Genomic DNA, 20,961 nt, shown 5'->3' with positions numbered 1-20,961 from the left:
TATCATAACCACTATCCTAATCCCTATTTGTACAGTATGCGGAGCAATGGAGGCAGATATGAAAAATAACAAACCCTCAGAAGACCCAATCGTTCTGAGGAATGAATACCTGAGTATTACTTTAGGCATTGAAGGTGGCCGTTTGTGTCTGAATAGTATCAAGGATTCCTCGGGCCACGAGTTTCTCGGCGATGCCCAAGACAATACGTCAATTTGGCAAATTGTCTTCCGAGGCCCAAGTGGCGAATCGAAAGAGGTTGAAAGCAGCAAAGCATCGTTTTTAGGGCAACAAATGAATAAGTTCAAATGGATAGTGCCCCTTGGAGAAGTACAAGCCGAGGTTCACATGTCGGTGCGTCTTAATGACAGGAGTCGTCTTTCATACTGGTCAATTTCCGCTAAACTTCCCAACGGATGGAAAATCAATAGGGCAAATTTCCCAATAATACCCAACATAAAGCCCGAGAAGGGTTTAAAAATGGCCGCTCCATTTGGCTGGGGACTCGAATATGAGTTGAAACCCGGAGAAGCATATGATGCCACATACCCATCGCTTGTCGCTGCTATGCAGTTCGTTGCATTTTACAACCGGGGGCACGGCCTCTACATTGGAACGCATGACCCGCAGGCGAACCACAAGCGTTTTAGCATGAAAGCTCGTCAAGACGGCATCAGCTTTACAATAACTAACCTCCCAGCAATTCCCAAGAAAGGCAGCGGTGCATGGAAGCTCCCTTATGAGGCGGCAGTTGGTGTCTTTACGGGCGATTATTACGACGCGGCACAGATTTATCGCGAATGGACATTCGACGCTCCATGGGGAAAAGGTGGACCGATATCCAAGCGAACAATCCCTCAGTGGTTGAAGGACACCGATTTATGGATTAGGGTTAAAGATGTTTGGAGCGATACCGAATCCGAGCCAGTTGAAAACCTCGAAATGGCCAAAGAGGCCGCCGATTTTTTCGGCATTCCTATTGCATTGCACTGGTATACTTGGCACCAGATTCCATTTGACACTCTTTATCCCGAATACTTCCCCGCAAAACCAAACTTCGCCGAAGGAGTTAAGGCACTCCAAGCAATCGGCTTCCATGTTATGCCCTACATCAACGGCCGGCTATGCGACCCTAAGTCCAGGACCTGGATCGAAGAGCGAGCCGACCGGTCGGCGGCTAGGCAGGAAGACGGAAAGCCATATACCGAGATTTATGGTTCAAAAGTTCCCCTCAACGTTATGTGTCCCTATACCCAGCAATGGCAAGAAAAGATTACGGCATTGGTTGACCGTTTAGTGAATGAGTATAATGTGGATGGGGTTTATATCGACCAAATCAGCGCGGCTAGTGCAGTTCAGTGCTTCAATAGCGAACATAACCACCCAACAGGCGGTGGTAAGTTCTGGGCAGATGGCTACCGAAAGATGCTCGAAATGGCAAGGTCACGTCTACCCAAAGGAAAAATTTTGACAACCGAGGAAAATGCCGAGTGCTGGCTAGACCAATTTGACGCTTTGCTTCTTGTAAACACACCCGTTGGCACAAAGAAGGTCATCCCTCTATTCCCAGCAGTATACTCAGGCAGAACAATCACATTTGGATTTCAATACACACTTCCAGAAGACCTCCGGGATTCCGCTCCGTGGAGGGCAAAGATGGCACAGGCATTTGTATTTGGCTCACAGCTCGGCTGGGTGAGCTTAAGCGTTCTCATGGCACAAGAAGTTAGGCAGGAAGCTGATTTCCTGCGAACGCTTGCAAGATGCCGAAGATTTGCACACGAATATGTTGTTACTGGGCGCTTCCTAGGAATGCTTAATGCGCAAGGAGACAATCCACTGTTACGGATTGAAGGTAAACCCTCATTCGGCAGTGGAACTTACGCCATGGAACTGCCATCGGTCCTCACATCCGCTTGGCTTGCGGAAAACGGAAGCTTGGGCATCCTTATGGTAAACCAATCAAATGAAGACCATAATGTGCAGGTGTGCCTCCCGCTTAACAAAGCAGGGATTCAAGCTGATGAAGGATTTTCCGTTGAGAAATTTGGTCCTGAAGGCAAGGAATCCGATTGGCAAAGTACAACAGCTATCCAAAAAGTAACAATCCCAGCCAGAAATGCGATCCTGCTTAAGATTAAAAAGCAAGCTAAGCGCCCTAGCTGATTTTATAAACCATTGCCAGTTTTAAACCCAGCTATTTTTTAGAACTTTAAGTTATGGGTTCTTTGCGTACCACACCCTCATCTGCGTAAATTCCAACCGCGGCACGGATGAGGACATCTGTGAAAAATGCACGGATTTACTAATCTACGCAAAGCCAGTAGCGCTTGCAAGTCAATAGCAGAGCTATTTTGCTTTGGATATTTCTCTGCCACACCGTTCTCACCGCAAAAGCGGCTGACATATATCCGGACTGGTTTAAAACATAGTAGAAAAGCAGCCGTTTCTAACGTTTTTAACGCAAGTCGAGATGCGAAATTCCCTAAAAATGACATATCAACCTTCAATGGAAAGCACAAATCAAATTAAAGTACAAAGCTGAAAAAGAAAAGGACGCTCGTAAAGCAATGAATAACGTTGGTACCTAAAAGATTCTTGCAAATTTTTGCTGCCACTTTGGGAAGCATATCAAGCAAGCTTTCCAAGTTCAGCTTCTTAATGCAATATAATGTGTAGTAGGGCATAGCTAATCATGCTAAGCAGCGCCGAAATAGGCAGCGTCATCAGCCAAGCTAGCACAATTTGGCCGACAATCCCCCATCTTACTGCCGAAAGTCGCTTTGCCGAACCAACGCCCATTACCGAGGAGGATATTACATGAGTGGTGCTAACCGGTGCATGCCATAAGGTTGCGGAAAGAACTACCAACGCGGCTGCTGTCTCGGAGGCGAAACCGTGAACAGGCTGAAGCCCCATAATTTTTTTTCCAACAGTTTTAATAATCCGCCAACCGCCAGCTGCGGTTCCCAATGCCATCGCTGCCGCACATGTTACCTTCACCCAAAGCGGAACTTGCACAGTGGGTAAAAAACCGCCGACAACCAACGCCATGGTAATAATTCCCATTGACTTTTGAGCATCGTTTGACCCGTGTGTGAAAGCCATGAAATTGGCTGAGAGGACTTGGAGAACTTTGAAATATCTATTAAGCTTCGAAGGGGCCTGCTGAGCAAAAAAGTTCATCACCAAAATCATTAGCGTCGCGCCTGCCAGAAAGCCCACGATAGGAGACCCTACAAGGGAAATAAAGATTTTTTTAAGTCCTTCCTCGTTAAGCACGCCGATTCCTTTATATGCAACGGCAGCCCCCATGACCCCGCCTATTAACGCATGAGACGAGCTGCTGGGAAGGCCAAAGTACCATGTTATGAGATTCCACGTAATTGCTCCGACAAGCGCTGAAAGCACAAGAATCTGTCCGCCTTTGCCAGTAACCAGGCTTGGGTCTACAATACCCTTTCCTATTGTTTGCGCTACGCCCGTCCAAATCATCGCTCCCACAAAATTTTGCATAGCAGAAAGAAATATCGCATTTCGAATGGAGAGCGCGCGAGTGAGAACCGAAGTAGCTATTGCGTTTGCTGTATCATGAAAGCCATTTATGAAGTCGAAAGCTAGTGCAAGAACAACTACTGTTCCGAGAAGTATAATTGTCGCATCAAGCATTTTTCACCACTATGCTTTCCAAAACATTTGCCACATCTTCACACTTATCTGTGGCTAACTCTAATCTGTAGATAATCTCCTGCCACTTGACTATATCGAGTGGCCTTGTCTTTTCTTTAAACAATCGGTTCAGTGCTTTCCTAAGCAACTTATCCGCGTCGTTTTCCAGCTCGTTTATTTTAACGCAAGGATTCAGTACTTGGTCAATCTGCCGAAGATTTGAAAGCGCCTTGATGCCAATTTGAATTTGCTCAGTAGCCTGGACAAGGATAGCAGATATCTCCGCCGTCTCAGGCACTTCCGCTGCAGGGTCCTCAACACCATAAAGCTTCATGCGGTCGGCAGATGCCTCTATATAATCAAGAACCTCATCCATTGAAACCGCAAGGTTGTGTATATCTTCCCGGTCAATTGGCGTTACGAAGCTAATATTCAATCGATCGCATATTCCGCCGGTCGCTCGGTCTATCCGCTTTTCCATCTCACGAAGTAAGTGAGTTTTATGCTCAATGTCATCGTAATTAGCGATTAATTCGTGGAGCACCTTGGCAGCTTCGACAAGGGCTTGGGCTATTTCTTCAAAAAGCTCAAAGAAGTTTTCTTCCGTAGGCATGAAGCGAAAACGTTTCATTTTTTTCTTCCCGCGTTAAGCATTTTTCAGACAAGTTGACTCAATTATATCGGCAACATCCTCGCACTTATCAATTGCTGTCTCAATATGATCATAGATTTCGCGCCATTTGAGAGCTTCGATTGGCTTGTCATGCATTTGGAATAGCTTTGCAATCGCAACCCGATTTACTTGATCGCCTTGATTTTCTAAACGATTTATCAAAATGCACGCTTCGCGCACAGGCGCCGAGCGTTTGATATCCCTAAGACATCCAACAGCTTGGACGGTTTGTTCAGTGGCTTCAGCAAGAATCTTCGAAAGCTTGGCCGCCGCCTCCGTAGGTTGAGTGATTTCATATAAAACTATTCGGTCGGCTGCAGCCTCAATATAATCCATGATGTCATCGAGAGCGCTTGTGAGGGCATGAATGTCCTCGCGGTCAAGCGGGGTGACAAAAGTAGTATTCAATTTCCGAATTACCTCATGGGTTAGCTCATCTGCGTCATGCTCCATTGCTCTTATCTTGAAGGCAATGTCTTCGGCATCACGGCAATCGGCCATCAGCTGGACAAGAATATGGGCTGCTTCGTTTACCATCTGAACCTGTTTCTCTAGCAAATCGTAGAATGACTCCTGCTTAGGTAAAAGACGTATCATGCGATAAATCCTCCTGATCTAAGAAGCGATCGTTCACCGTATTTAAAAAGTGACCGTAGTTCAGCATAGGTTGTAAAAAAATAAAAGGTCAGCACTGCTTCTTTGCTGACCTTTTAGATTAAGATTTTCCAAATATATCTCACTTGTTGAAACCACCAACACACCGCGTTAAGAGAACCGAGTTATTATATCAGCGATGGCAAAAGATGTCAATTGCTTATCCATCAACGGCCTCGAAGGTTCAACTCTGTCTTACTGCTAAAACGACATACTTTTCTAAAAAGCCGGAAAACTCTGTCTAGGATACCCTCACACGCCAGAAATTCAGAAGATCCTTGAGTGTCTGGCCGAGTGAAATTTCGGGAGTCCAACCTGTTTCTGCATGGAACTTTGAGTAATCACCTACAAGTATTGGGAGATCCGATGGACGCATGCGATCAGGTTCCTGGACAACCTCAATCTGAACAGATGTCAAAGTAAGAAGCTGGTTTAATACTTCACGTATGCTTACTGCCTTGCCAGAGCAAATATTGTATACATCTCCAGGCGAACACCTCTCTGCTGCCAACACATATGCACGAACGATATCCCTAACATCGGTAAAATCACGTTTTGCATCAAGATTACCAACCATGAGCTTATGGGGGCGAATTCCAGCTTCAATTTCAGCGATTTGACGTGCAAAGTTTGATGCCACAAAAGCGTCCGATTGCCCAGGCCCAATATGGTTGAACGGCCGCAACCTAATTACCGGGACTTGGAATATGCGGAAATATTGAACTCCAAGCAGGTCTGCACAAGCCTTACTGCATGCATATGGATTAACAGGGTCAAGGGATGTCCTTTCGGTAATGGGGAGGTCAGCTTCGGAAACTACGCCATACACTTCGGCTGAACTTATTAGCACCAATACTCTCAAGTTCGGCAGGCTCCTTAGTGATTCCAACAAATGAAGTGTTCCCATCACGTTCGTCTTGAAGGTCCCAATAGGATCGCTTAGTGAGCGTGAAACCGAGCTTTGGGCCGCCAGATGATACACAACCGAAGGCCGTACGCTATTTACTACTTCCTCGACATTGGACTGGTTTTCTAGATGGCAAACCATCAGCTCGACGCCGGGAATTGGATTGTCTGGGGATACTTCCTCAGGCGAAAGTATTGTTCCATATACAAACGCGCCTGATTTAACTAATAGCTCGGCAAGATGTCGCCCGACGAAACCGCCAACTCCGGTTATCAGCGTCGTCTCATGGGACATTTTGTCGCTGAACCTCCTCCCTCCAGTGGTTCAGCAGGTCAGCTAGTGTTTGCTCCAGTGGAATCGCTGGCTCCCATCCTGTTTGAGCTTTGAATTTGGAGGCATCACCTTGAAGTACCATGACATCTGAAGGCCGCATTCTGGCGGGATCTTCTCGTATTTCAACCTTGACTGTCGACATATCAAGCAACATATTTAGCATTTCTTCAACGCTGTAGCACTTGCCCGATGCTATTACATAGACCTCGCCAGGAATACATTTGTTAACCGCAAGCCAATAGGCACGAACCACGTCTCGGACGTCGCTCCAATCTCGCTTGGCTTTTAGGTTGCCAACGTAAATCACGGGCTCCTGCTTCCCAGCCTCTATCAGTGCAATTTGTTTGGCAAAGTTGCTCGTTACGAAAACATCGCCACGGCGAGGACCTTCATGGTTGAATGCGCGCGTGCGAATTGTCTTCAACCCATGGCTTTTATAATACTGATATGCCATCATATCTTGCGTTACCTTGCTAACGGCATAAGGGCTCAACGGCCTTAGGGGGTTATCCTCGTTAATTGGCAGTTCATTAGGATAAACCATACCGTATTCTTCCGAACTTAAGGCAACCTGAATCGGACAATCTATGCCCAGGAGCAACATTGCCTCGAATAAGTTTATTTGCATCCTGGGATTTTCTAGCATGGTAGCAGTCGGCGAACTCCAACTGGCAAGAACATAGCTCTGAGCGGCAAGGTGGAATATGAAATCAGGTTTGGAGATTTCTAACGCTCTGACAGTATTGCTAAAATCTGTCAGCTCACATTGGATGAGATTTATTTTGCCTTCGAGATGAGCAACGTTTTCCATGCGACTACGCCAGCGAAAAGTACCATATACTTCTATTTTTTCAGGCAGTGAAAGCAGATAGTCTGCCAAATGGCTGCCTGCCATTCCTGTAATTCCAGTGATGAGTACCCTCATGCAGTGCCTCCGATGACTAATATGGTCCTACAAAGTAATTGTCGGGATGATTGGTCTAGAACTAAATGTTCTAATCGGTCACCCTGGCTCTAGCCAATTCTAACCCTAGCGCCAAAAGATGTCAATTTGATGACATCTTTTCTTAAGAAAAGTAAAAATAGAATCTTCTTTAAAAAATGATACCAGGCAGAGGCTACAAATCTTTTTATGCTTCATTATTGGTACTAATTCCCGTCAACTCTTCAACTAGCTTTTTTACCTTCGCTTTAATCTGGTCTCGAATCTCGCGGACTTTCTCAACAGGCTGACCTTCTGGGTCTTTAATGCCCCAATCTTCAGATTCGACAAATACAACCGGGCACACAGCACCATTGCGGCCTGAGTCATCCATATTCACCCCACAGCCCATTGTAATTACCCTATCCGCACTCTTGATCATGTCTGGCGTCAAAACCTTTGGATAGTGGCCACTCATATCATAGCCTATCTCTTCCATCACTTGAACAACCGAGGGATTAATAGTTTTTGCGGGCGATGTCCCGGCTGACTCGGCAATGATTTTGCCCTTGCCAAATTTCTTTGCGAAAGCCTCAGCCATCTGACTTCGCTCTGAATTGTGAATACAAATGAAAAGAACTTTTTTCATTTTTAAACTTCTTTTTAAATTGTAAAAACTTCTTCCTTCATGACTAAGCCTGTGCTGCAACGACACTACTGGCGCTAAGGAATATCAAGCCGCTCACATGGTCATATTCCAACAACTCAGCATATCGACCCCATTCGATGATCAAATCAAGCTGACGCTTAGCTTCCCGCGGCGGAAATTCCAATTCAAGCGCTGCAATTGCAACGTCCCGCTCAATTTGGTGTTTATCTGCTGCATCAAGCATTCTAAGCAGCCATTGAAACAACGGTAACCTACGTATTCGCGTTGCAAATATCTCTTTTCGGGTGTTGATTCGGGCTTCGGCAAATGCCTCGCCCAGTGGGGTTAAAGTGATATCGCCTTGAGAAAGAGTTGCAAACCCTAGGAGCTCCGCCGCATCGGTAACCCTTAGCAAACGATCCGAATCAACTCGCAGTTCCTCCGCAAGCCTAAATATATCAGCAGTATGATTGGGCATTTCTATTAGCCGCTCAAGCACGCCTGCTAGGTCGGCTATCGCTATGTTGGGCAAAGCTCGAGTGTGCCCTGGCTCTCCAGGCGCCGTGCCAAGCTCGATATGTTCTGGCCGCGTCTGACCTGCAAGTATTGAATAGACATGGTCTACTAAGTTCGCGAAATTTGGAGATTTACGTTGGCGAGGCTGCGGTAAATCCACGACTACATCCGCCACTATTCTACCAGGATCCTTTTCCATCACAACAATCCTATCTGCCAGAAAAACGGCTTCTTCTATATTATGCGTAACCATCAGTATCGCCTTCGTAGGAATGCCTCCACTCAACCAAAGCTCAAGAAGCTCGCCGCGCAATGATTCGGCACTCAGCACATCCAGCGCTGAGAAGGGTTCGTCTAGACATAATAATTCTGGCTCCACCGCCATTGCCCGTGCAAATCCAACTTTTTGGCGCATACCTCCTGAAAGCTCACGTGGATACGCCGTTTCAAAACCATCTAGTCCTACACGGTCAAGGAGTTCGATGGTTTTGTGAATGCGATCAGGACCTGGAACACCACGAGCTTTAAGAACAACCTCCACATTTTGCTGGACAGTCAACCATGGAAAAAGTGCAAATGTTTGAAAGACAATCGTTGCATGAGGGTTTACACCCACGACAAGTTGTCCACGATAAAAAACTTCTCCTTCACTTGGTTTCTGCAAACCAGTAACAATCCTCAACAAAGTGCTCTTTCCACAACCTGAGGGTCCAACTAGCACGACAAATTCGCCATCGTATACAGTAAGGCTTACATCGCGAATAGCGATGAACTCTTTTTTGCCCGTAAAATATTTCTGAGTCACCCTATCAAGCTTGACCAACGCTTCAACTGCCATAGGTTTACTCCAATTTATACCTATCTGCGGCTATCCGATAAAGGCGCCGCCAAAACAACCGGTTGATAAGCACAACTGCCAAAATCATGCTGATTGTAGATGCTAGCAGAAGCGGGAAGTTACCTGTGGCAGTCGCACGCGCAATAGTGGAGCCGATGCCGGTTGTAAAAATGGTTTTCTTGCCGAACTCAACGTATTCGGCAACAATGCTGGCATTCCATGCTCCGCCACTTGCTGTTATTGCGCCTGTAATAATATATGGAAACAATGCAGGAAGAGTAAGTGTTCGCCACTGCTCCCATTTGTTCAACCCCAATAGAATTGATGTATACTTAAGGTCCTGCGGAATCTCGCTTGCTCCAGCAATCACATTAAAAAGAAGATACCACTGGGTGCCCATTAGCATCAGGAGAACCGCCACAAAATTAATCCCACCTTTCAGACCGATTAGAAACATAACTAGAATTGGGAAGAAAGCAGTAGCAGGAATTGACGCCATCACCTGAACCACTGGCTGAATCCAAGTTGCCAGCTTTCGGTTAGTTCCCAAAATGGTTCCCACGGGTATTGTCCATGCAAGAGCCACAACGAGCGAAATTGCTACGCGTGCCAACGTTGCAAGCACACCAATGCCTATATCCAACCATTCTGCCAATGATAATTCGACAAGCATTTCCGATGCACGATATGCACCATACGCAAGCCCCCCTATTAAAATTGCAAACACAGCAATAGCCGTGGAAGGCTTTCGATGACTTTCAGCTTTTTTGACATCGGCCGGGAAGTGCCGCAATGACCAAGTATCAAATTTTTCCCCAAGTGGCTGCAATATGCTACTACTGAACCACTTAACAAGTAATGAACTATGTAAAACATCGTAAAACCAAGAATGAGGCTCAGGAGCGCCGGTAACCATTTCCAATCTGAAACGTTTAGCCCAAACCAAGAGAGGACGCCAAACAAGCTGATCCAAAGCGACTATAACCAATACTAAGGTCAGGATTCCCAGTAAAATAGAGCGCACGTCGCCTTCGTTTGCGGCGGTCTGTAGGTAACTACCTAGCCCAGGCAGCCGGAAATCGCGGTTGCCAACCGTGAAAATCTCCGCTGCCATTAAGAAAAACCAACCGCCTGCCCAGCTCATCATACTATTCCAAATTAGGCTAATAGCGGCAAACGGAAGCTCTAGCACCTTAAGGCGAAACCAGGTGTTAAATCGAAAGATTGCACTGACCTCACAAAGCTCGTTTGGAATTGTCGTAAGCGATTGATACCAAGCGAATGTTAGGTTCCAAACTTGGCTGGTGAATATTAGCACGATAGATGCCAACCCAGCAGCTATCTTTTCTGGCATTATCGCGGAAAGACTAAGTAGAACGACCGGAAGAAAAGAAAGTATTGGCACACTTTGAAAGACATCGAGAAGCGGTATCATTATCCATTCGGCACTTCGGTTTCTAGCAGCGATATATCCATACACAATCGTGAATAACATAGACAGTATATATGCGGCAGCCATTCTTGCGGTAGACAACACAGCGTATAGCGCCAATGCAGACGGTTCAAGGGATATCTTAGGTCCGCTAATTACTTTAGGCGCACCCCTTGCTAACTCAACTCCTATATAAATTAAAACACCGATTCCAACTATAATAATAACATCCGCCCACGTAGCCAATCTGCTTGGCGGCCATACAAGACCAAAAATTCGAGGCTGACGGTTCATTAGAACATCTCCCCTGGTTTGAGCGTATAAATGATACATTCCTTTCAACTAGCCAACTTTATGGGTAGCCTCGTGCGGACTCAAACGATATTGCTACCATTCCCTAATTCATTAATCACCAATCCAAATATCAATCAAAACTTGCAATTTCCTGTTAAAATCCAATAGGACCAGCAGTTCAACATCTAAAAATTGTAGCAGACAGCAATAATACTCATAGCTACTCTGATGTATTAAAATCAAAAGCCCCCGGCTAGTTCCGAATTCTCCGAGGGCTTTTCGCCAATTTTAGCTAAATTATATGCAAAATATGTACTTATTCGCGACTACGCTTTCGACGCCTTTTAAAATGACTAAGTTGAAAGGAAATTAACTTCTATAAAAGAGACTCCACGAAGTCATTGCAGTTGAACTCTTCCAAGTCTTCAAGTTTCTCTCCGGTGCCAACAAGCTTGATAGGTATACCCAATTCGTCCTTTATTGTTACAACTATTCCGCCTTTTGCAGTACCATCAAGCTTTGCCAGCACAATTCCAGTAACATTAACGGCGCTTAGGAACTCTCTAGCCTGGCTGATTGCGTTCTGACCGGTGGTAGCATCAAGCACCAGCAGTGTTTCATCGGCAGGGCGGCCCAACTCACGTTCAATCACTCGACTAATTTTTTTTAGTTCTTCCATGAGATTGCTTCTTGTGTGAAGACGACCTGCTGTATCGGCAATCAGAACATCAGCTTTCCGCGACTTTGCCGCCTGGATAGCATCATAGACTACTGCTGCTGGGTCAGCACCTTCGCGCTGTCTAATTAAATCAACTCCAATTCGATTCGCCCATATCTCGAGTTGATCAATTGCCGCCGCACGGAAGGTGTCTGCCGCGGCTAGGATTACCCGCTTCCCCTGCGATTTGAATCTGTGCGCAAGTTTTGCAATCGAAGTCGTCTTCCCCGTGCCATTCACGCCAACTATAAGATAGGTAGAAAGCCCATCAGAACCACGCAGTGCAGGACCCTCTCCTTGGCATAATATTTCGGCTAGCTGCTGCTTGAGCCTTTCGCGCACCTGCTCGGGTTCTGAGATTCGCTCCTTTCGAGCGTCTTCCCTCAGACCAGAAACTATGCGCATTGTGGTGTGGACGTTTAAGTCGGCCTGTATGAGCGCCTCCTCAAGTTCATCAAAAAACTCGTCATCCACCAGCCTGCCACGAGAAAGCAGCTGGTCAACTTTTTGAAATAATCCTTTGAACAACCTCATATAGCAATCGATCCCAACTTTACGCAATAAAAATACCCCGACAAAGTCGGGGCGACTTACTATGAAATTTAGCATGATTTTTCAACGCCGTCAAGCATGCTACCCTTTTACCTAAAAAGCTTCCTCCTGAACATGGCGCGATTTCCACACATTTATTGTTTTCCGCGAAATCTAAACTATTGATTATTTTATACCACATGTGGTATAATTATGTGTTCACCAATGTGGGCCCGTAGCTCAGTCGGCAGAGCAACGCCCTTTTAAGGCGTGGGTCGTGCGTTCGATTCGCACCGGGCTCACCATTACTCTAGTTGATTAGCCTATAAATTAGTCAACACACCCTCAATTCAGCCACCACAAAAACAAATACTTGCAGCATTCCATAAAGCCTTATACCTCATTAGCCGGCATTGTATATACCGACAATTCCATAATATAATAGTGCCAAATTAAATCCCACAAACACCATCCGGAAGGGGGTCGGAAACCGTGCCAGCATATAGAAAGACTTGATATTCCTCAACAACGGCGCACGTGTTGCGTTCAAAAATCAAATTACAGAATAATGCTGCCGTTTCCGGCCGGATACCCTTCTTCTTAAGTTGAACAACCTCTTGCTCCTTTCGTGCCGGTTGTGGCAGCCTAAACCTAATTTGAAAGGAGCCTAGCTATGCTTTCTTTTCGTCGGTTTCTAAGTTCAAGCTCAGGACCAATCATCACAGGTATTGCCGTTGGGGTACTCGCCCCGGTATTGGTAAGAAGTGGCAACCCTGGCAATATGGGAATTTGCGTTGCATGCTTCACCCGCGATATTGCCGGTTCTCTCGGGCTCCATCGAGTATCGGTGGTTCAGTACATCCGCCCGGAAATAATAGGTTTCATTCTCGGATCGTTAGTCGCGGCTTTAGTCTTCCGAGAATTCAAACCACGGACCGGCTCTTCGCCCATTGTACGTTTTTTTCTCGGAGCGTTTTCAATGATAGGGGCGCTTATGTTCCTTGGATGCCCATGGCGCGCATACCTAAGGCTTTCCGGCGGCGATTGGAATGCAATTTTTGGAATTGCAGGGCTATTCGCCGGAGTACTGCTCGGCACAGCCTTCGTGAAATCTGGATTCAACCTTGGAAGGAGCAAACCAGCGCCAGTAGCCTTGGGATGGATGATGCCGCTAGTTGCAATTGGATTGCTTATACTTTTAATTACCGAACCTAAGCTAGGGTTCGACCCCAGTGGAAAACCGACTGGCCCCGTGTTTTTATCCGTGGAAGGACCTGGGAGCATGCATGCGCCCATTCTCATCTCTCTTGCGGCAGGAGCTCTGATTGGATTACTTGGACAGCGGTCGAGATTCTGTACGGTTGGTGCACTACGAGACCTCGTTCTTCTTAGGGATGCACATCTCTTTAGTGGAATTCTGGCACTTATTGCCACTGCGTTAATAACCAATGTAGCCCTTGGACAGTTCAAGCCAGGATTCGCCCAGCAACCAGTAGCGCATACGAATCAACCTTTTAACTTTGGCGGGATGCTCCTTGCCGGATTGTCGTTCACACTTGCAGGTGGGTGCCCGGGACGCCAAATTTTCCTATCCGGTGAAGGCGATGGTGATGCTGGCATTTTTGTACTCGGGATGTTGGTAGGAGCTGGCTTTGCACATAACTTCTCACTCGCCAGCTCGCCAAAAGGACCAGGTGCATTTGGACCCTGGGCGCTCGTCATTGGGCTAGTATTTTGCACTGTTATTGGCCTGACGATGCGCGAAGTAAAGAAATCCAAGGAGGATCTTTAATGAGCGACTCAATCGAACTTGATGCACGCGGGCTATCTTGTCCGATACCTGCAATGATGGCAAAAAGGGCAATCAAGGATCGTGAACGTGGAAAAATAGAGATAATAGTTGACTCATATGCTGCACGGGATAACGTGGAGCGAATCGCCAAAAGTTCCGGATGGAATGTCATCATCGAAGACATTGGCTCTGGCGAGTTCCGATTAACAATATCAAAATGACCCACGGCACAGCTAAAGCAATCGAAAAGGAGAAACAAAAATTGGAAAAATACGGGGTGGTACTCTTTCACAGTCAATCCTCGGCATTCCGTGCTGAGAAAATTCTCCTTAAGGCTGGGATTGAGTGCCGCCTCATTCCCATACCACGCAGTTTATCAAGCGACTGCGGTGTGGCAGCACGATTCGAATGGACACGAGTTGCTGATGTCGAACGCGCGCTTAATTCCGCGGATGTTGAAATCCAAGGGATTCATCCGATGCCCTCACGGTAAATCGAACAAGCCGCGTGTTTTTGAAACCGCAGGGCAAGCCAATTCGTCATAGCTAATAGAAATAGACTTTATTTTGCGTAATGCTAAGAAATTTTTAATTAAAAGGAAACTAAGTGAAGCCTATGTCCAAAAAGCAAAAAGTAAGTGTTGTTATTGTCGCCTTTGTAGCTATTTTGGGAGTCTTTTATTACTTCAAAGCCCAAAAAATTAAAGAGAAAACAAGAGAGTATTTTCGCCTTGCACTCGAGGCAGAACCTCGAGAGGCCGAAAGGTTAATGCGTGAGTGTCTTAAAATTCAACCACGCAACCCTAGCGTATATTTTCTGCTAGGTGAATCGCTTGCACAGCAAGGGAAGCACAAGGCTGCCGTGGGAGTATTCAAGAGTGGTTTGAAGTTTTCTGAATCTAGCAAGGAATCCGCGTTTATTAAGAGACGAATCAACTCGGCTTTAGCAGAATTGTATGAGGACTTGGGCGACTACGACGCAGCAATAGACTACTACACTAGAAACCTGAACTCAGGTTTTACTTCTACCAGGCAGGTTTTTTTGCGAGTAAGGCTTGCCGAACTTTACCGCAAGAAGGGAGATTACTCCTCCGCAGCCCGCGAATATGAGAAAGCCATTAAGTATAAAGCTGCGGTACGTAGGCCTGAAATATACTTCGATGCCGCGGTTTGCAAAGCGCGCGATGGGGAAGCTGGCAAGGCATATGAATATCTCTCTAGCCTTTTCAACCATCCATTCATAATTGGTGTAGGCGCCGGGGACGGAAGCCAAAATGTCCGGATTCAAGGATGGATTAATGCCGCAACAAATAGCAGGCTTTTTGAAAAAGTTCGCACTCTGCCTGGGTTCGATAAGCTAATAGAAAAAGCTAATCAACATGCACAAGCTAGGCGCCTGGCTACAAAAATATACTGCGCCCAAATCACGGTTCCCGGTTTTAGACGCGAATTTCCGCTATCATATGAGTTTGCACAAATAAATGCACATCACGCCGGTTTCTCTCGCGACGTTCTTCTAGCTTATGCAAATGATTGCATGGTATCAGCAGACTATGAAGTTGGCGACCCGCGGAGGTTTGAATACGGCTTTGTCGCATGTTATTACTTTTTCTCCACCGCGGACCATGCTAAATGGGCGATTTCCGCGCTAAGAAAGCTTTCTCTCCCAGGGGCCGAGTGGTCTTCATTTCCCTGGACCAACCGCTCTCTTGAAGGAAGAATAATTGGAGACGAAACATACTCCGCCGACGATAAAAACGGTAACATCCGCCTAATTTTTCGCAAAGGTAACTTTGTGGCAGTCCTCTACTCGGGAGACTTTGAGCACAAACGCTTTGAGAAAATTCCACCAAACATTGCGCCTGCCATGGACTCTCTTGCTCAACAAGTTTTGCGTGTGCTTTAGTAAGCGTTTTTCCCAATGCTTTTAACCTACGACAGAACTTTTAAGCTGGCGGCTTATAAAAGGGGTATCATCTATTCAATAGGAACTGTATAATCTCGAAAAATCCTATTGTAATGACAAAGGCGAGGATGACAATAACGGCAAGAGCGCGCAGGCGTGTCTTGCGGCGGCGAAGCTTTGCCTCATGGGGCATCCAGAATTCATAATCATATTCGTTCTCCGTACTTTCATTAACTCCGTAGATATCTTCCTCTTCAGGCAGCCGTTCCTTCCCTTCTCGAACTTCATAGTTCATGCTCAGCGGTCCTCCATAAAAGCGCCCTTGATAACCTCTATTCTTACTAGTTTTCCTCTTTCAAAATAGACTTCTACAATGTCAAAGCGCGCGCCAACCTCCCCCAAGCTGCGATCGGCAAGGTATATCTCTGCTGAGCGTATCAACTTCGCTTGTTTCAAAGAGTCAACAGCCTCAGAAGGATAGCCAAATGAAGTGCTTCGTCTGGCTTTGACCTCAATGAATACCAGGTCGCTTCCGTCGTAGGCGATTGCGTCAATTTCGCCGCCACTACATCGGAAATTTCTCTCAACAACCTTATAGCCAATTGACTCTAAATGTTTTATAGCTCTTTCTTCGCCTGCTCTGCCGAGAGCAGATCTTGCCGTGCCCATAGAAGGTTTAACTCCTCCGCCACGGGGCCGAACGTTTTCCTATGGATATCGCAAGGCCCATAAATGGCAAGGTTTCGCAAATGCTCTTCCGTAGGGTAGCCTTTGTGTTTAGCAAAGCCATATTGAGGATACAATCGGTCATAGTTCAGCATAATGCGGTCTCTCGTGACTTTTGCGATTATAGAAGCAGCTGCTATACTTGCGCTCTTGCAATCGCCGTCAATTATGCCGACTTGTGGAAACTCGAAATTGCGAATTGGATAACCATCCACCAGAAAGATATCGGCAGCAGTGGTCAGCTTGCCAATGGCGATTCGCATTGCCTGATAAGTAGCTTGAAGGATATTTAAGCGGTCTATTTCGTCGGCATCCACAACGCCAACCCCAACGCCTAGAGCAATGCTTAGAATTTTTTCGTAAGCTGCCTCGCGATTTGCTGGAGAAAGTTGCTTTGAATCGTATATGCCGCCGATATCACATTCGAAAGGAAGAATTACCGCAGCCGCAACCACCGGTCCAGCAAGCGGCCCTCGGCCTGATTCATCAACGCCGGCGACAATGCGATAACCTTGTGCCCGGACTGCTCGCTCGTAATGCCACAAGTCCGCGGAATCTTGGCTTTCCTCCATCCCTAACTTATCATCCTTGCCCAAATTTTCTCATTTTACGTTAGGCTTTCAACTATACGTAACAATACAGTTTTGTTAGCAAATTATTTTATTATTCTCGCTCGGTTAGGCGGCCAAAATATGGCTATTGATTTCCCCAGAACTCGTTTCAAATCTAGCAAGCCTTCTTTTACGCTATCATTACTGTTGTTTCGGTTGTCGCCCATCACAAAGAGCTTGCCGCGGGGCACACGAATCGGGTCCATTTCGTAGTTCATCGGCTCTTTGATGTATGGTTCGTCTACCGGTTTTCCATTTCGCAGCAGTTTTCCATTTCTAACTGCTATTAGGTCACCAGGCACACCAACAAGTCTCTTAATAAATTCCCTCTCGGTCCCATCAGCAGTCCAACTTTTGGGCGCTCTAAATACAATTATTTCTCCATTCCTTGGCGGCCGCAAGCGATAGACAAGTTTATTTAGAAGTATGTGGTCGCCTTCGCGAAGCGTTGGCTCCATGGAAGCCGACCGAATGGTGTAAACCTGAATAAAAAACGGACGGATAATGAGGAAAACAAGGATTATTGCTACGAGGGCAGATTCAACTACCTCGGCGGCCGATTTACCAATGGGAGTCTTATAACGTGCAAGCCACAACCGCGCGATGAAAAGTATGACAATTGCCGCGACGACATATTCAATTCTGACATTTGCAAGCCAGTCCATTGTCTGTGGGCTCCTGCTTTTACAACCGCCTTCGGCTAGTTGACCTCCAGCTAGACGAGCAGAGCAAGGTTTTCAGCGGGGAATTCCGATTCGGCTGGGCGGCCAGAAGATTACTAACGCCTTGCCGAGAACACGGTTTCGATCGAGTGGACCCCACCTATGGCTGTCGTTGCTATCATTGCGATTGTCACCCATAACGAAAAGCATCCCTTTCGGAACTTTAAACGGCGGCATCTCATAATCCATTGGCTCTTTGATGTATGGCTCGCGGACGGGTTTGCCATTCCTATAAAGTATACCATTGCGAACCTCTATTACGTCGCCTGGCAAGCCAATGAGCCGTTTAATGTAGTCGCGCTCCACTCCATCGGTAGTAGCATTCTCCGGCGCCTTGAAAACGATTATATCCCCCCGCTGAGGTTCCTTGAATCGATAAATGAATTTATTGACCAAAATGTGGTCATGCACCAAAAGGGTAGGCTCCATCGATCCCGATGGAATGAAAAACGCCTGGATTATGAACGGCCGGATAATCAAGAAAACGAGTACGATGGCAATTAGCACCGACTCGACTATTTCAGCGGCCGACTTTGCCGTCACGTTTTTGTAGCGGCCAAGCCATAGGCGAAGTATAAGTAAAACAACGGATATGATTATGACATATTCGATTTTTAGGTTAGCCAGCCACTCCATTATCCGCGGTTCTTATCTTCCTTTATCCGTGTCGCTTTTCCTACCTTCTCTCTCAGATAGAAGAGCTTTGCACGGCGCACCTTTCCTTTGCGCACCACCTCGATTTTAGCAATCCTGGGGCTATGTAGTAAGAAAGTGCGTTCAACGCCAATGCCATGGGAGATTTTACGAACCGTAAAGGTCTCCCGCACTGAATCATGGCGCTTTGCGATAACAATGCCTTCGAAAACCTGTATTCGTTCTTTGCCAGCTTCGATGACCCGAACATGGACCCGAACTGTGTCGCCAACGTTAATTTCTGGCTTTTCAGCTTTCAGTTGTTCCTTCTCAATCTCTTGTATTACTGTAGACATTCCAACTACTCCTTTTGCTAGTACTGCGTTAGTATGGCAGAGGAGCCTTTTAAATTAAATAAAAAGACTCTTGCTTTCGGCTAGTTTTGCCGATTTTACCTTGAATCCTTTGACCTCCTCAGTTCGTCAAGGATTCGCACATCTTCCTCAGTAAGATGTGCCTTTTCCAAAAGGTCTGGCCGACGCTCTAGCGTTCGTTTCAACGATTGAACGCGACGCCATTTCTGAATTTCCGCATGATGTCCGGATAGAAGTACATCTGGCACCCGCCAGCCTCGAAATTCTACCGGCCGAGTATACTGTGGGTATTCGAGCAAACCCTCCGAGAACGATTCCTCAAGAGCAGACTGCTCCGTTCCCAACACGCCCGGAATTAACCTTGCCACTGCATCGAGCATGACGAGCGCAGGCAGTTCACCGCCAGTCAAAATATAATCTCCGATTGAGAGCTCATCTGTTACTAAATGCTCTCGGACACGTTCATCCACGCCTTCGTAATGGCCGCAGATAAAAACCAAATGAGGACATTTTGATAGCTCGGCCGCTTTTTCTTGATTAAAAAGCTGTCCTTGGGGCGTGGTCAGGATTATCCTGCTTTGGTCAGTCCAGTATTCAGCTTTTACATGCTCTGCAGCTTTAAAGATTGGCTCAGGTTTCATTACCATGCCGGCGCCCCCGCCATATGGCGGCTCGTCGGTGGTTTTGTGTTTATCCTCCGCAAAATCTCTGATATTATGTACGCAAATCGTGAGAAGATTGTTCTCTTGGGCGCGCTTAAGAATGCTATAATCCACTCCACAGCGCACCATTTCTGGAAAGATGGTGAGAACATCAACTCTCATTTTCATTTTCCTCGACCATTCCTGGAATAGGGCGCACGACTATTCGCTTTTCGCGGAGATCGATGCTAGTAACGAACTCCTTCACGGCCGGGATCATCGCTCGCTCAGTTACGTACACATCATTCGCTGGCCCACGAATGACCTCCTTAACCTTGCCAAGGCTCTTCCCCTCGGGGGTAACCACTTCAAGTCCGATTATGTCATGAATGTAATACTCGTCTTTTCCAAGCGGTACTAGATCTTTCTCGCGTATATAAAGCTTTGCTCCCCTAAGCCGCTCTGCAGCTGAAATATCGTTAAAACCTTCGAACTTCACGAGCAGAAGGTTCTTATGCTGTCGAACTGCTTCAATTTTCAGGTTTTGCCCTTCTATGGCGCGGTCTGGCCGAACTTCCTTAAGCTCAAAAAAGTGCTCTGGGTAATCGGTGTAGGGGAGCACCTTCACTTCTCCCCTACGTCCAAACGGTGCAACCACTTCTCCTATAAGAACGTTCCACTCGTCGCTAGCCATCAGGGGTTGCGTATTTCCTTGACAAAGCCGTCTTCAACAATCAATTCAGTGGCACAAAGCTTTTCATTAATGTTGTCGCCTATATTTATCTCCACCAACCCCTCAACCGTCCCTTGGGGGTGCTCAGCACCCAACTCAAGCATTCGGACTTTTGAGAGCTCCTCGTCTAGCCGCGCTCTTACCGCCTCCTGCTTGCGCTTCTGGCGCTCGAGTTTTCTAGCGAAAGCTACTGCTTGCGTTGGATCCCTTCCTTCTAGCTCCGCAAGATATCGCATACCTTGAGTTTCAATCTGCTGTTGTGTGCGTTTTACCTCTTGAAGAGCCTGTTCCAACTGCGAAATCAGTTGCTTCTTGAACTTCTCAGTAACTACCGCCTTTATAATAACTCTGCGTTTGACTAACATTTTGGCAGCAACTCGCCTGCCAATAGGCGGCAGGCACTATTAGTCCTTCTCTACCGTTTTCGCAATGGCCGAATTATACAGCGATATGCTTCTTAGGGGATGATTTCTAGATAGACTCGCTTTTTTTCACGCATTGCCGCAGCTTTGGCTACGGTACGGAGCGCATTTGCTATTTTGCCTTGTTTGCCAATCACCTTGCCTAGGTCGTTTGGTGCCACGCGAATTTCAAACGTAGTTGATTCTTCGCCAACAACTTCCCTGATATCCACCTGCGCAGGCTCATCAACCAACGCTTTGACTAGATACTCTATCAATTCCTTCAATC

General features: G+C 46.6%; 24 protein-coding genes and 1 tRNA gene. 6 read left to right on the top strand and 19 right to left on the bottom strand.

Annotated features, from left to right (window positions below):
* Positions 1–58: 58 nt before the first annotated feature.
* Positions 59–2,164, top strand: a complete 2,106-nt coding sequence (locus K6T99_08145) for a DUF6259 domain-containing protein (protein ID MCL6519788.1) — start codon at positions 59–61, stop codon at positions 2,162–2,164.
* A 492-nt stretch (positions 2,165–2,656) separates the two neighbouring features.
* Here the strand turns inward: K6T99_08145 and K6T99_08140 are convergent, their stop codons facing one another.
* From K6T99_08140 to ftsY, 9 genes are all read right to left on the bottom strand, one after another.
* Positions 2,657–3,667: an inorganic phosphate transporter gene (locus K6T99_08140; GenBank protein ID MCL6519787.1), complete on the bottom strand. Its 1,011-nt coding sequence runs from the start codon at positions 3,665–3,667 to the stop codon at positions 2,657–2,659.
* Complete coding sequence (locus tag K6T99_08135; GenBank protein MCL6519786.1) at positions 3,660–4,298, bottom strand: DUF47 family protein; 639 nt, start codon at positions 4,296–4,298, stop codon at positions 3,660–3,662. The genes K6T99_08140 and K6T99_08135 overlap by 8 nt, the downstream gene beginning before the upstream one ends.
* A gap of 15 nt (positions 4,299–4,313) precedes the next feature.
* Complete coding sequence (locus K6T99_08130) at positions 4,314–4,937, bottom strand: DUF47 family protein (GenBank protein MCL6519785.1); 624 nt, start codon at positions 4,935–4,937, stop codon at positions 4,314–4,316.
* A gap of 298 nt (positions 4,938–5,235) precedes the next feature.
* On the bottom strand, positions 5,236–6,195 hold the full coding sequence (locus K6T99_08125) for a GDP-mannose 4,6-dehydratase (GenBank protein ID MCL6519784.1): 960 nt from the start codon (positions 6,193–6,195) through the stop codon (positions 5,236–5,238).
* Positions 6,185–7,159, bottom strand: coding sequence for a GDP-mannose 4,6-dehydratase (locus K6T99_08120; GenBank protein ID MCL6519783.1), 975 nt, complete (start codon positions 7,157–7,159; stop codon positions 6,185–6,187). The genes K6T99_08125 and K6T99_08120 overlap by 11 nt, the downstream gene beginning before the upstream one ends.
* Positions 7,160–7,364: 205 nt before the next feature.
* The gene (locus K6T99_08115; GenBank protein MCL6519782.1) at positions 7,365–7,805 is read right to left on the bottom strand and encodes an arsenate reductase ArsC; all 441 of its coding nucleotides are present in this window, start codon (positions 7,803–7,805) and stop codon (positions 7,365–7,367) included.
* 43 nt (positions 7,806–7,848) lie between these two features.
* The gene (locus K6T99_08110) at positions 7,849–9,159 is read right to left on the bottom strand and encodes an AAA-associated domain-containing protein (GenBank protein ID MCL6519781.1); all 1,311 of its coding nucleotides are present in this window, start codon (positions 9,157–9,159) and stop codon (positions 7,849–7,851) included.
* Positions 9,160–9,163: 4 nt separating this feature from the next.
* Positions 9,164–10,885: an ABC transporter permease subunit gene (locus tag K6T99_08105; GenBank protein MCL6519780.1), complete on the bottom strand. Its 1,722-nt coding sequence runs from the start codon at positions 10,883–10,885 to the stop codon at positions 9,164–9,166.
* A 376-nt stretch (positions 10,886–11,261) separates the two neighbouring features.
* A complete protein-coding gene (ftsY, locus tag K6T99_08100) occupies positions 11,262–12,137 on the bottom strand; it encodes a signal recognition particle-docking protein FtsY (protein ID MCL6519779.1) in 876 nt (291 codons plus the stop codon).
* Positions 12,138–12,363: 226 nt separating this feature from the next.
* Between ftsY and K6T99_08095 the strand changes: the two genes are divergently transcribed.
* The 5 genes from K6T99_08095 (at position 12,364) to K6T99_08075 (ending at position 15,831) form a co-directional block, all read left to right on the top strand.
* Positions 12,364–12,439, top strand: a tRNA-Lys gene (locus tag K6T99_08095).
* Between the two features lie 368 nt (positions 12,440–12,807).
* Positions 12,808–13,926, top strand: coding sequence for a YedE-related selenium metabolism membrane protein (locus K6T99_08090; GenBank protein ID MCL6519778.1), 1,119 nt, complete (start codon positions 12,808–12,810; stop codon positions 13,924–13,926).
* Entirely contained in the window at positions 13,926–14,147 is a 222-nt protein-coding gene (locus K6T99_08085; protein ID MCL6519777.1) for a sulfurtransferase TusA family protein, read from the top strand. Before K6T99_08090 ends, K6T99_08085 begins: the two co-directional genes overlap by 1 nt.
* On the top strand, positions 14,144–14,419 hold the full coding sequence (locus tag K6T99_08080) for a DUF3343 domain-containing protein (GenBank protein ID MCL6519776.1): 276 nt from the start codon (positions 14,144–14,146) through the stop codon (positions 14,417–14,419). Before K6T99_08085 ends, K6T99_08080 begins: the two co-directional genes overlap by 4 nt.
* A 122-nt stretch (positions 14,420–14,541) precedes the next feature.
* A complete protein-coding gene (locus tag K6T99_08075; GenBank protein ID MCL6519775.1) occupies positions 14,542–15,831 on the top strand; it encodes a tetratricopeptide repeat protein in 1,290 nt (429 codons plus the stop codon).
* 67 nt (positions 15,832–15,898) lie between these two features.
* On the opposite strand, the gene K6T99_08070 is transcribed toward K6T99_08075, so the two are convergent.
* From K6T99_08070 to K6T99_08025, 10 genes are all read right to left on the bottom strand, one after another.
* Positions 15,899–16,126 (bottom strand): hypothetical protein, encoded by a 228-nt coding sequence (locus K6T99_08070; protein MCL6519774.1) that lies wholly within the window; start codon positions 16,124–16,126, stop codon positions 15,899–15,901.
* A gap of 2 nt (positions 16,127–16,128) precedes the next feature.
* Positions 16,129–16,500 (bottom strand): YraN family protein, encoded by a 372-nt coding sequence (locus K6T99_08065; protein ID MCL6519773.1) that lies wholly within the window; start codon positions 16,498–16,500, stop codon positions 16,129–16,131.
* On the bottom strand, positions 16,449–17,129 hold the full coding sequence (locus tag K6T99_08060; GenBank protein ID MCL6519772.1) for a ribonuclease HII: 681 nt from the start codon (positions 17,127–17,129) through the stop codon (positions 16,449–16,451). Before K6T99_08060 ends, K6T99_08065 begins: the two co-directional genes overlap by 52 nt.
* Before the next feature lie 83 nt (positions 17,130–17,212).
* Positions 17,213–17,833 (bottom strand): signal peptidase I, encoded by a 621-nt coding sequence (lepB, locus tag K6T99_08055; GenBank protein ID MCL6519771.1) that lies wholly within the window; start codon positions 17,831–17,833, stop codon positions 17,213–17,215.
* 72 nt (positions 17,834–17,905) lie between these two features.
* Positions 17,906–18,526 carry a signal peptidase I gene (gene lepB / locus K6T99_08050; protein ID MCL6519770.1) on the bottom strand — a complete coding sequence of 207 codons (621 nt, stop codon included), beginning with the start codon at positions 18,524–18,526 and terminating at the stop codon, positions 17,906–17,908.
* Complete coding sequence (rplS, locus tag K6T99_08045) at positions 18,526–18,879, bottom strand: 50S ribosomal protein L19 (GenBank protein MCL6519769.1); 354 nt, start codon at positions 18,877–18,879, stop codon at positions 18,526–18,528. Before rplS ends, lepB (K6T99_08050) begins: the two co-directional genes overlap by 1 nt.
* A 95-nt stretch (positions 18,880–18,974) precedes the next feature.
* A complete protein-coding gene (gene trmD, locus K6T99_08040) occupies positions 18,975–19,721 on the bottom strand; it encodes a tRNA (guanosine(37)-N1)-methyltransferase TrmD (protein ID MCL6519768.1) in 747 nt (248 codons plus the stop codon).
* Positions 19,711–20,232 (bottom strand): ribosome maturation factor RimM, encoded by a 522-nt coding sequence (gene rimM / locus K6T99_08035; GenBank protein ID MCL6519767.1) that lies wholly within the window; start codon positions 20,230–20,232, stop codon positions 19,711–19,713. The genes trmD and rimM overlap by 11 nt, the downstream gene beginning before the upstream one ends.
* Positions 20,232–20,636: a YlqD family protein gene (locus K6T99_08030; protein ID MCL6519766.1), complete on the bottom strand. Its 405-nt coding sequence runs from the start codon at positions 20,634–20,636 to the stop codon at positions 20,232–20,234. The genes rimM and K6T99_08030 overlap by 1 nt, the downstream gene beginning before the upstream one ends.
* A gap of 92 nt (positions 20,637–20,728) precedes the next feature.
* Positions 20,729–20,959 (bottom strand): KH domain-containing protein, encoded by a 231-nt coding sequence (locus tag K6T99_08025; protein MCL6519765.1) that lies wholly within the window; start codon positions 20,957–20,959, stop codon positions 20,729–20,731.
* Positions 20,960–20,961: the final 2 nt, after the last annotated feature.

The organism is Armatimonadota bacterium (genome assembly GCA_023511795.1).
Lineage (GTDB): Bacteria > Armatimonadota > UBA5829 > DTJY01 > DTJY01 > JAIMAU01.
This window is presented reverse-complemented; position numbering and strand designations above follow the sequence as displayed.

What these genes read in the sequence shown, in the direction of transcription:
- K6T99_08145 (MCL6519788.1), top strand. Translation starts at nt 59, where the DNA reads ATGAAAAATAACAAACCCTCAGAAGACCCAATCGTTCTGAGGAATGAA.
- K6T99_08140 (MCL6519787.1), bottom strand. Translation starts at nt 3,667, where the DNA reads ATGCTTGATGCGACAATTATACTTCTCGGAACAGTAGTTGTTCTTGCA.
- K6T99_08135 (MCL6519786.1), bottom strand. Translation starts at nt 4,298, where the DNA reads ATGAAACGTTTTCGCTTCATGCCTACGGAAGAAAACTTCTTTGAGCTT.
- K6T99_08130 (MCL6519785.1), bottom strand. Translation starts at nt 4,937, where the DNA reads ATGATACGTCTTTTACCTAAGCAGGAGTCATTCTACGATTTGCTAGAG.
- K6T99_08125 (MCL6519784.1), bottom strand. Translation starts at nt 6,195, where the DNA reads ATGTCCCATGAGACGACGCTGATAACCGGAGTTGGCGGTTTCGTCGGG.
- K6T99_08120 (MCL6519783.1), bottom strand. Translation starts at nt 7,159, where the DNA reads ATGAGGGTACTCATCACTGGAATTACAGGAATGGCAGGCAGCCATTTG.
- K6T99_08115 (MCL6519782.1), bottom strand. Translation starts at nt 7,805, where the DNA reads ATGAAAAAAGTTCTTTTCATTTGTATTCACAATTCAGAGCGAAGTCAG.
- K6T99_08110 (MCL6519781.1), bottom strand. Translation starts at nt 9,159, where the DNA reads ATGGCAGTTGAAGCGTTGGTCAAGCTTGATAGGGTGACTCAGAAATAT.
- K6T99_08105 (MCL6519780.1), bottom strand. Translation starts at nt 10,885, where the DNA reads ATGAACCGTCAGCCTCGAATTTTTGGTCTTGTATGGCCGCCAAGCAGA.
- ftsY (MCL6519779.1), bottom strand. Translation starts at nt 12,137, where the DNA reads ATGAGGTTGTTCAAAGGATTATTTCAAAAAGTTGACCAGCTGCTTTCT.
- K6T99_08090 (MCL6519778.1), top strand. Translation starts at nt 12,808, where the DNA reads ATGCTTTCTTTTCGTCGGTTTCTAAGTTCAAGCTCAGGACCAATCATC.
- K6T99_08085 (MCL6519777.1), top strand. Translation starts at nt 13,926, where the DNA reads ATGAGCGACTCAATCGAACTTGATGCACGCGGGCTATCTTGTCCGATA.
- K6T99_08080 (MCL6519776.1), top strand. Translation starts at nt 14,144, where the DNA reads ATGACCCACGGCACAGCTAAAGCAATCGAAAAGGAGAAACAAAAATTG.
- K6T99_08075 (MCL6519775.1), top strand. Translation starts at nt 14,542, where the DNA reads ATGTCCAAAAAGCAAAAAGTAAGTGTTGTTATTGTCGCCTTTGTAGCT.
- K6T99_08070 (MCL6519774.1), bottom strand. Translation starts at nt 16,126, where the DNA reads ATGAACTATGAAGTTCGAGAAGGGAAGGAACGGCTGCCTGAAGAGGAA.
- K6T99_08065 (MCL6519773.1), bottom strand. Translation starts at nt 16,500, where the DNA reads ATGGGCACGGCAAGATCTGCTCTCGGCAGAGCAGGCGAAGAAAGAGCT.
- K6T99_08060 (MCL6519772.1), bottom strand. Translation starts at nt 17,129, where the DNA reads ATGGAGGAAAGCCAAGATTCCGCGGACTTGTGGCATTACGAGCGAGCA.
- lepB (MCL6519771.1), bottom strand. Translation starts at nt 17,833, where the DNA reads ATGGACTGGCTTGCAAATGTCAGAATTGAATATGTCGTCGCGGCAATT.
- lepB (MCL6519770.1), bottom strand. Translation starts at nt 18,526, where the DNA reads ATGGAGTGGCTGGCTAACCTAAAAATCGAATATGTCATAATCATATCC.
- rplS (MCL6519769.1), bottom strand. Translation starts at nt 18,879, where the DNA reads ATGTCTACAGTAATACAAGAGATTGAGAAGGAACAACTGAAAGCTGAA.
- trmD (MCL6519768.1), bottom strand. Translation starts at nt 19,721, where the DNA reads ATGAGAGTTGATGTTCTCACCATCTTTCCAGAAATGGTGCGCTGTGGA.
- rimM (MCL6519767.1), bottom strand. Translation starts at nt 20,232, where the DNA reads ATGGCTAGCGACGAGTGGAACGTTCTTATAGGAGAAGTGGTTGCACCG.
- K6T99_08030 (MCL6519766.1), bottom strand. Translation starts at nt 20,636, where the DNA reads ATGTTAGTCAAACGCAGAGTTATTATAAAGGCGGTAGTTACTGAGAAG.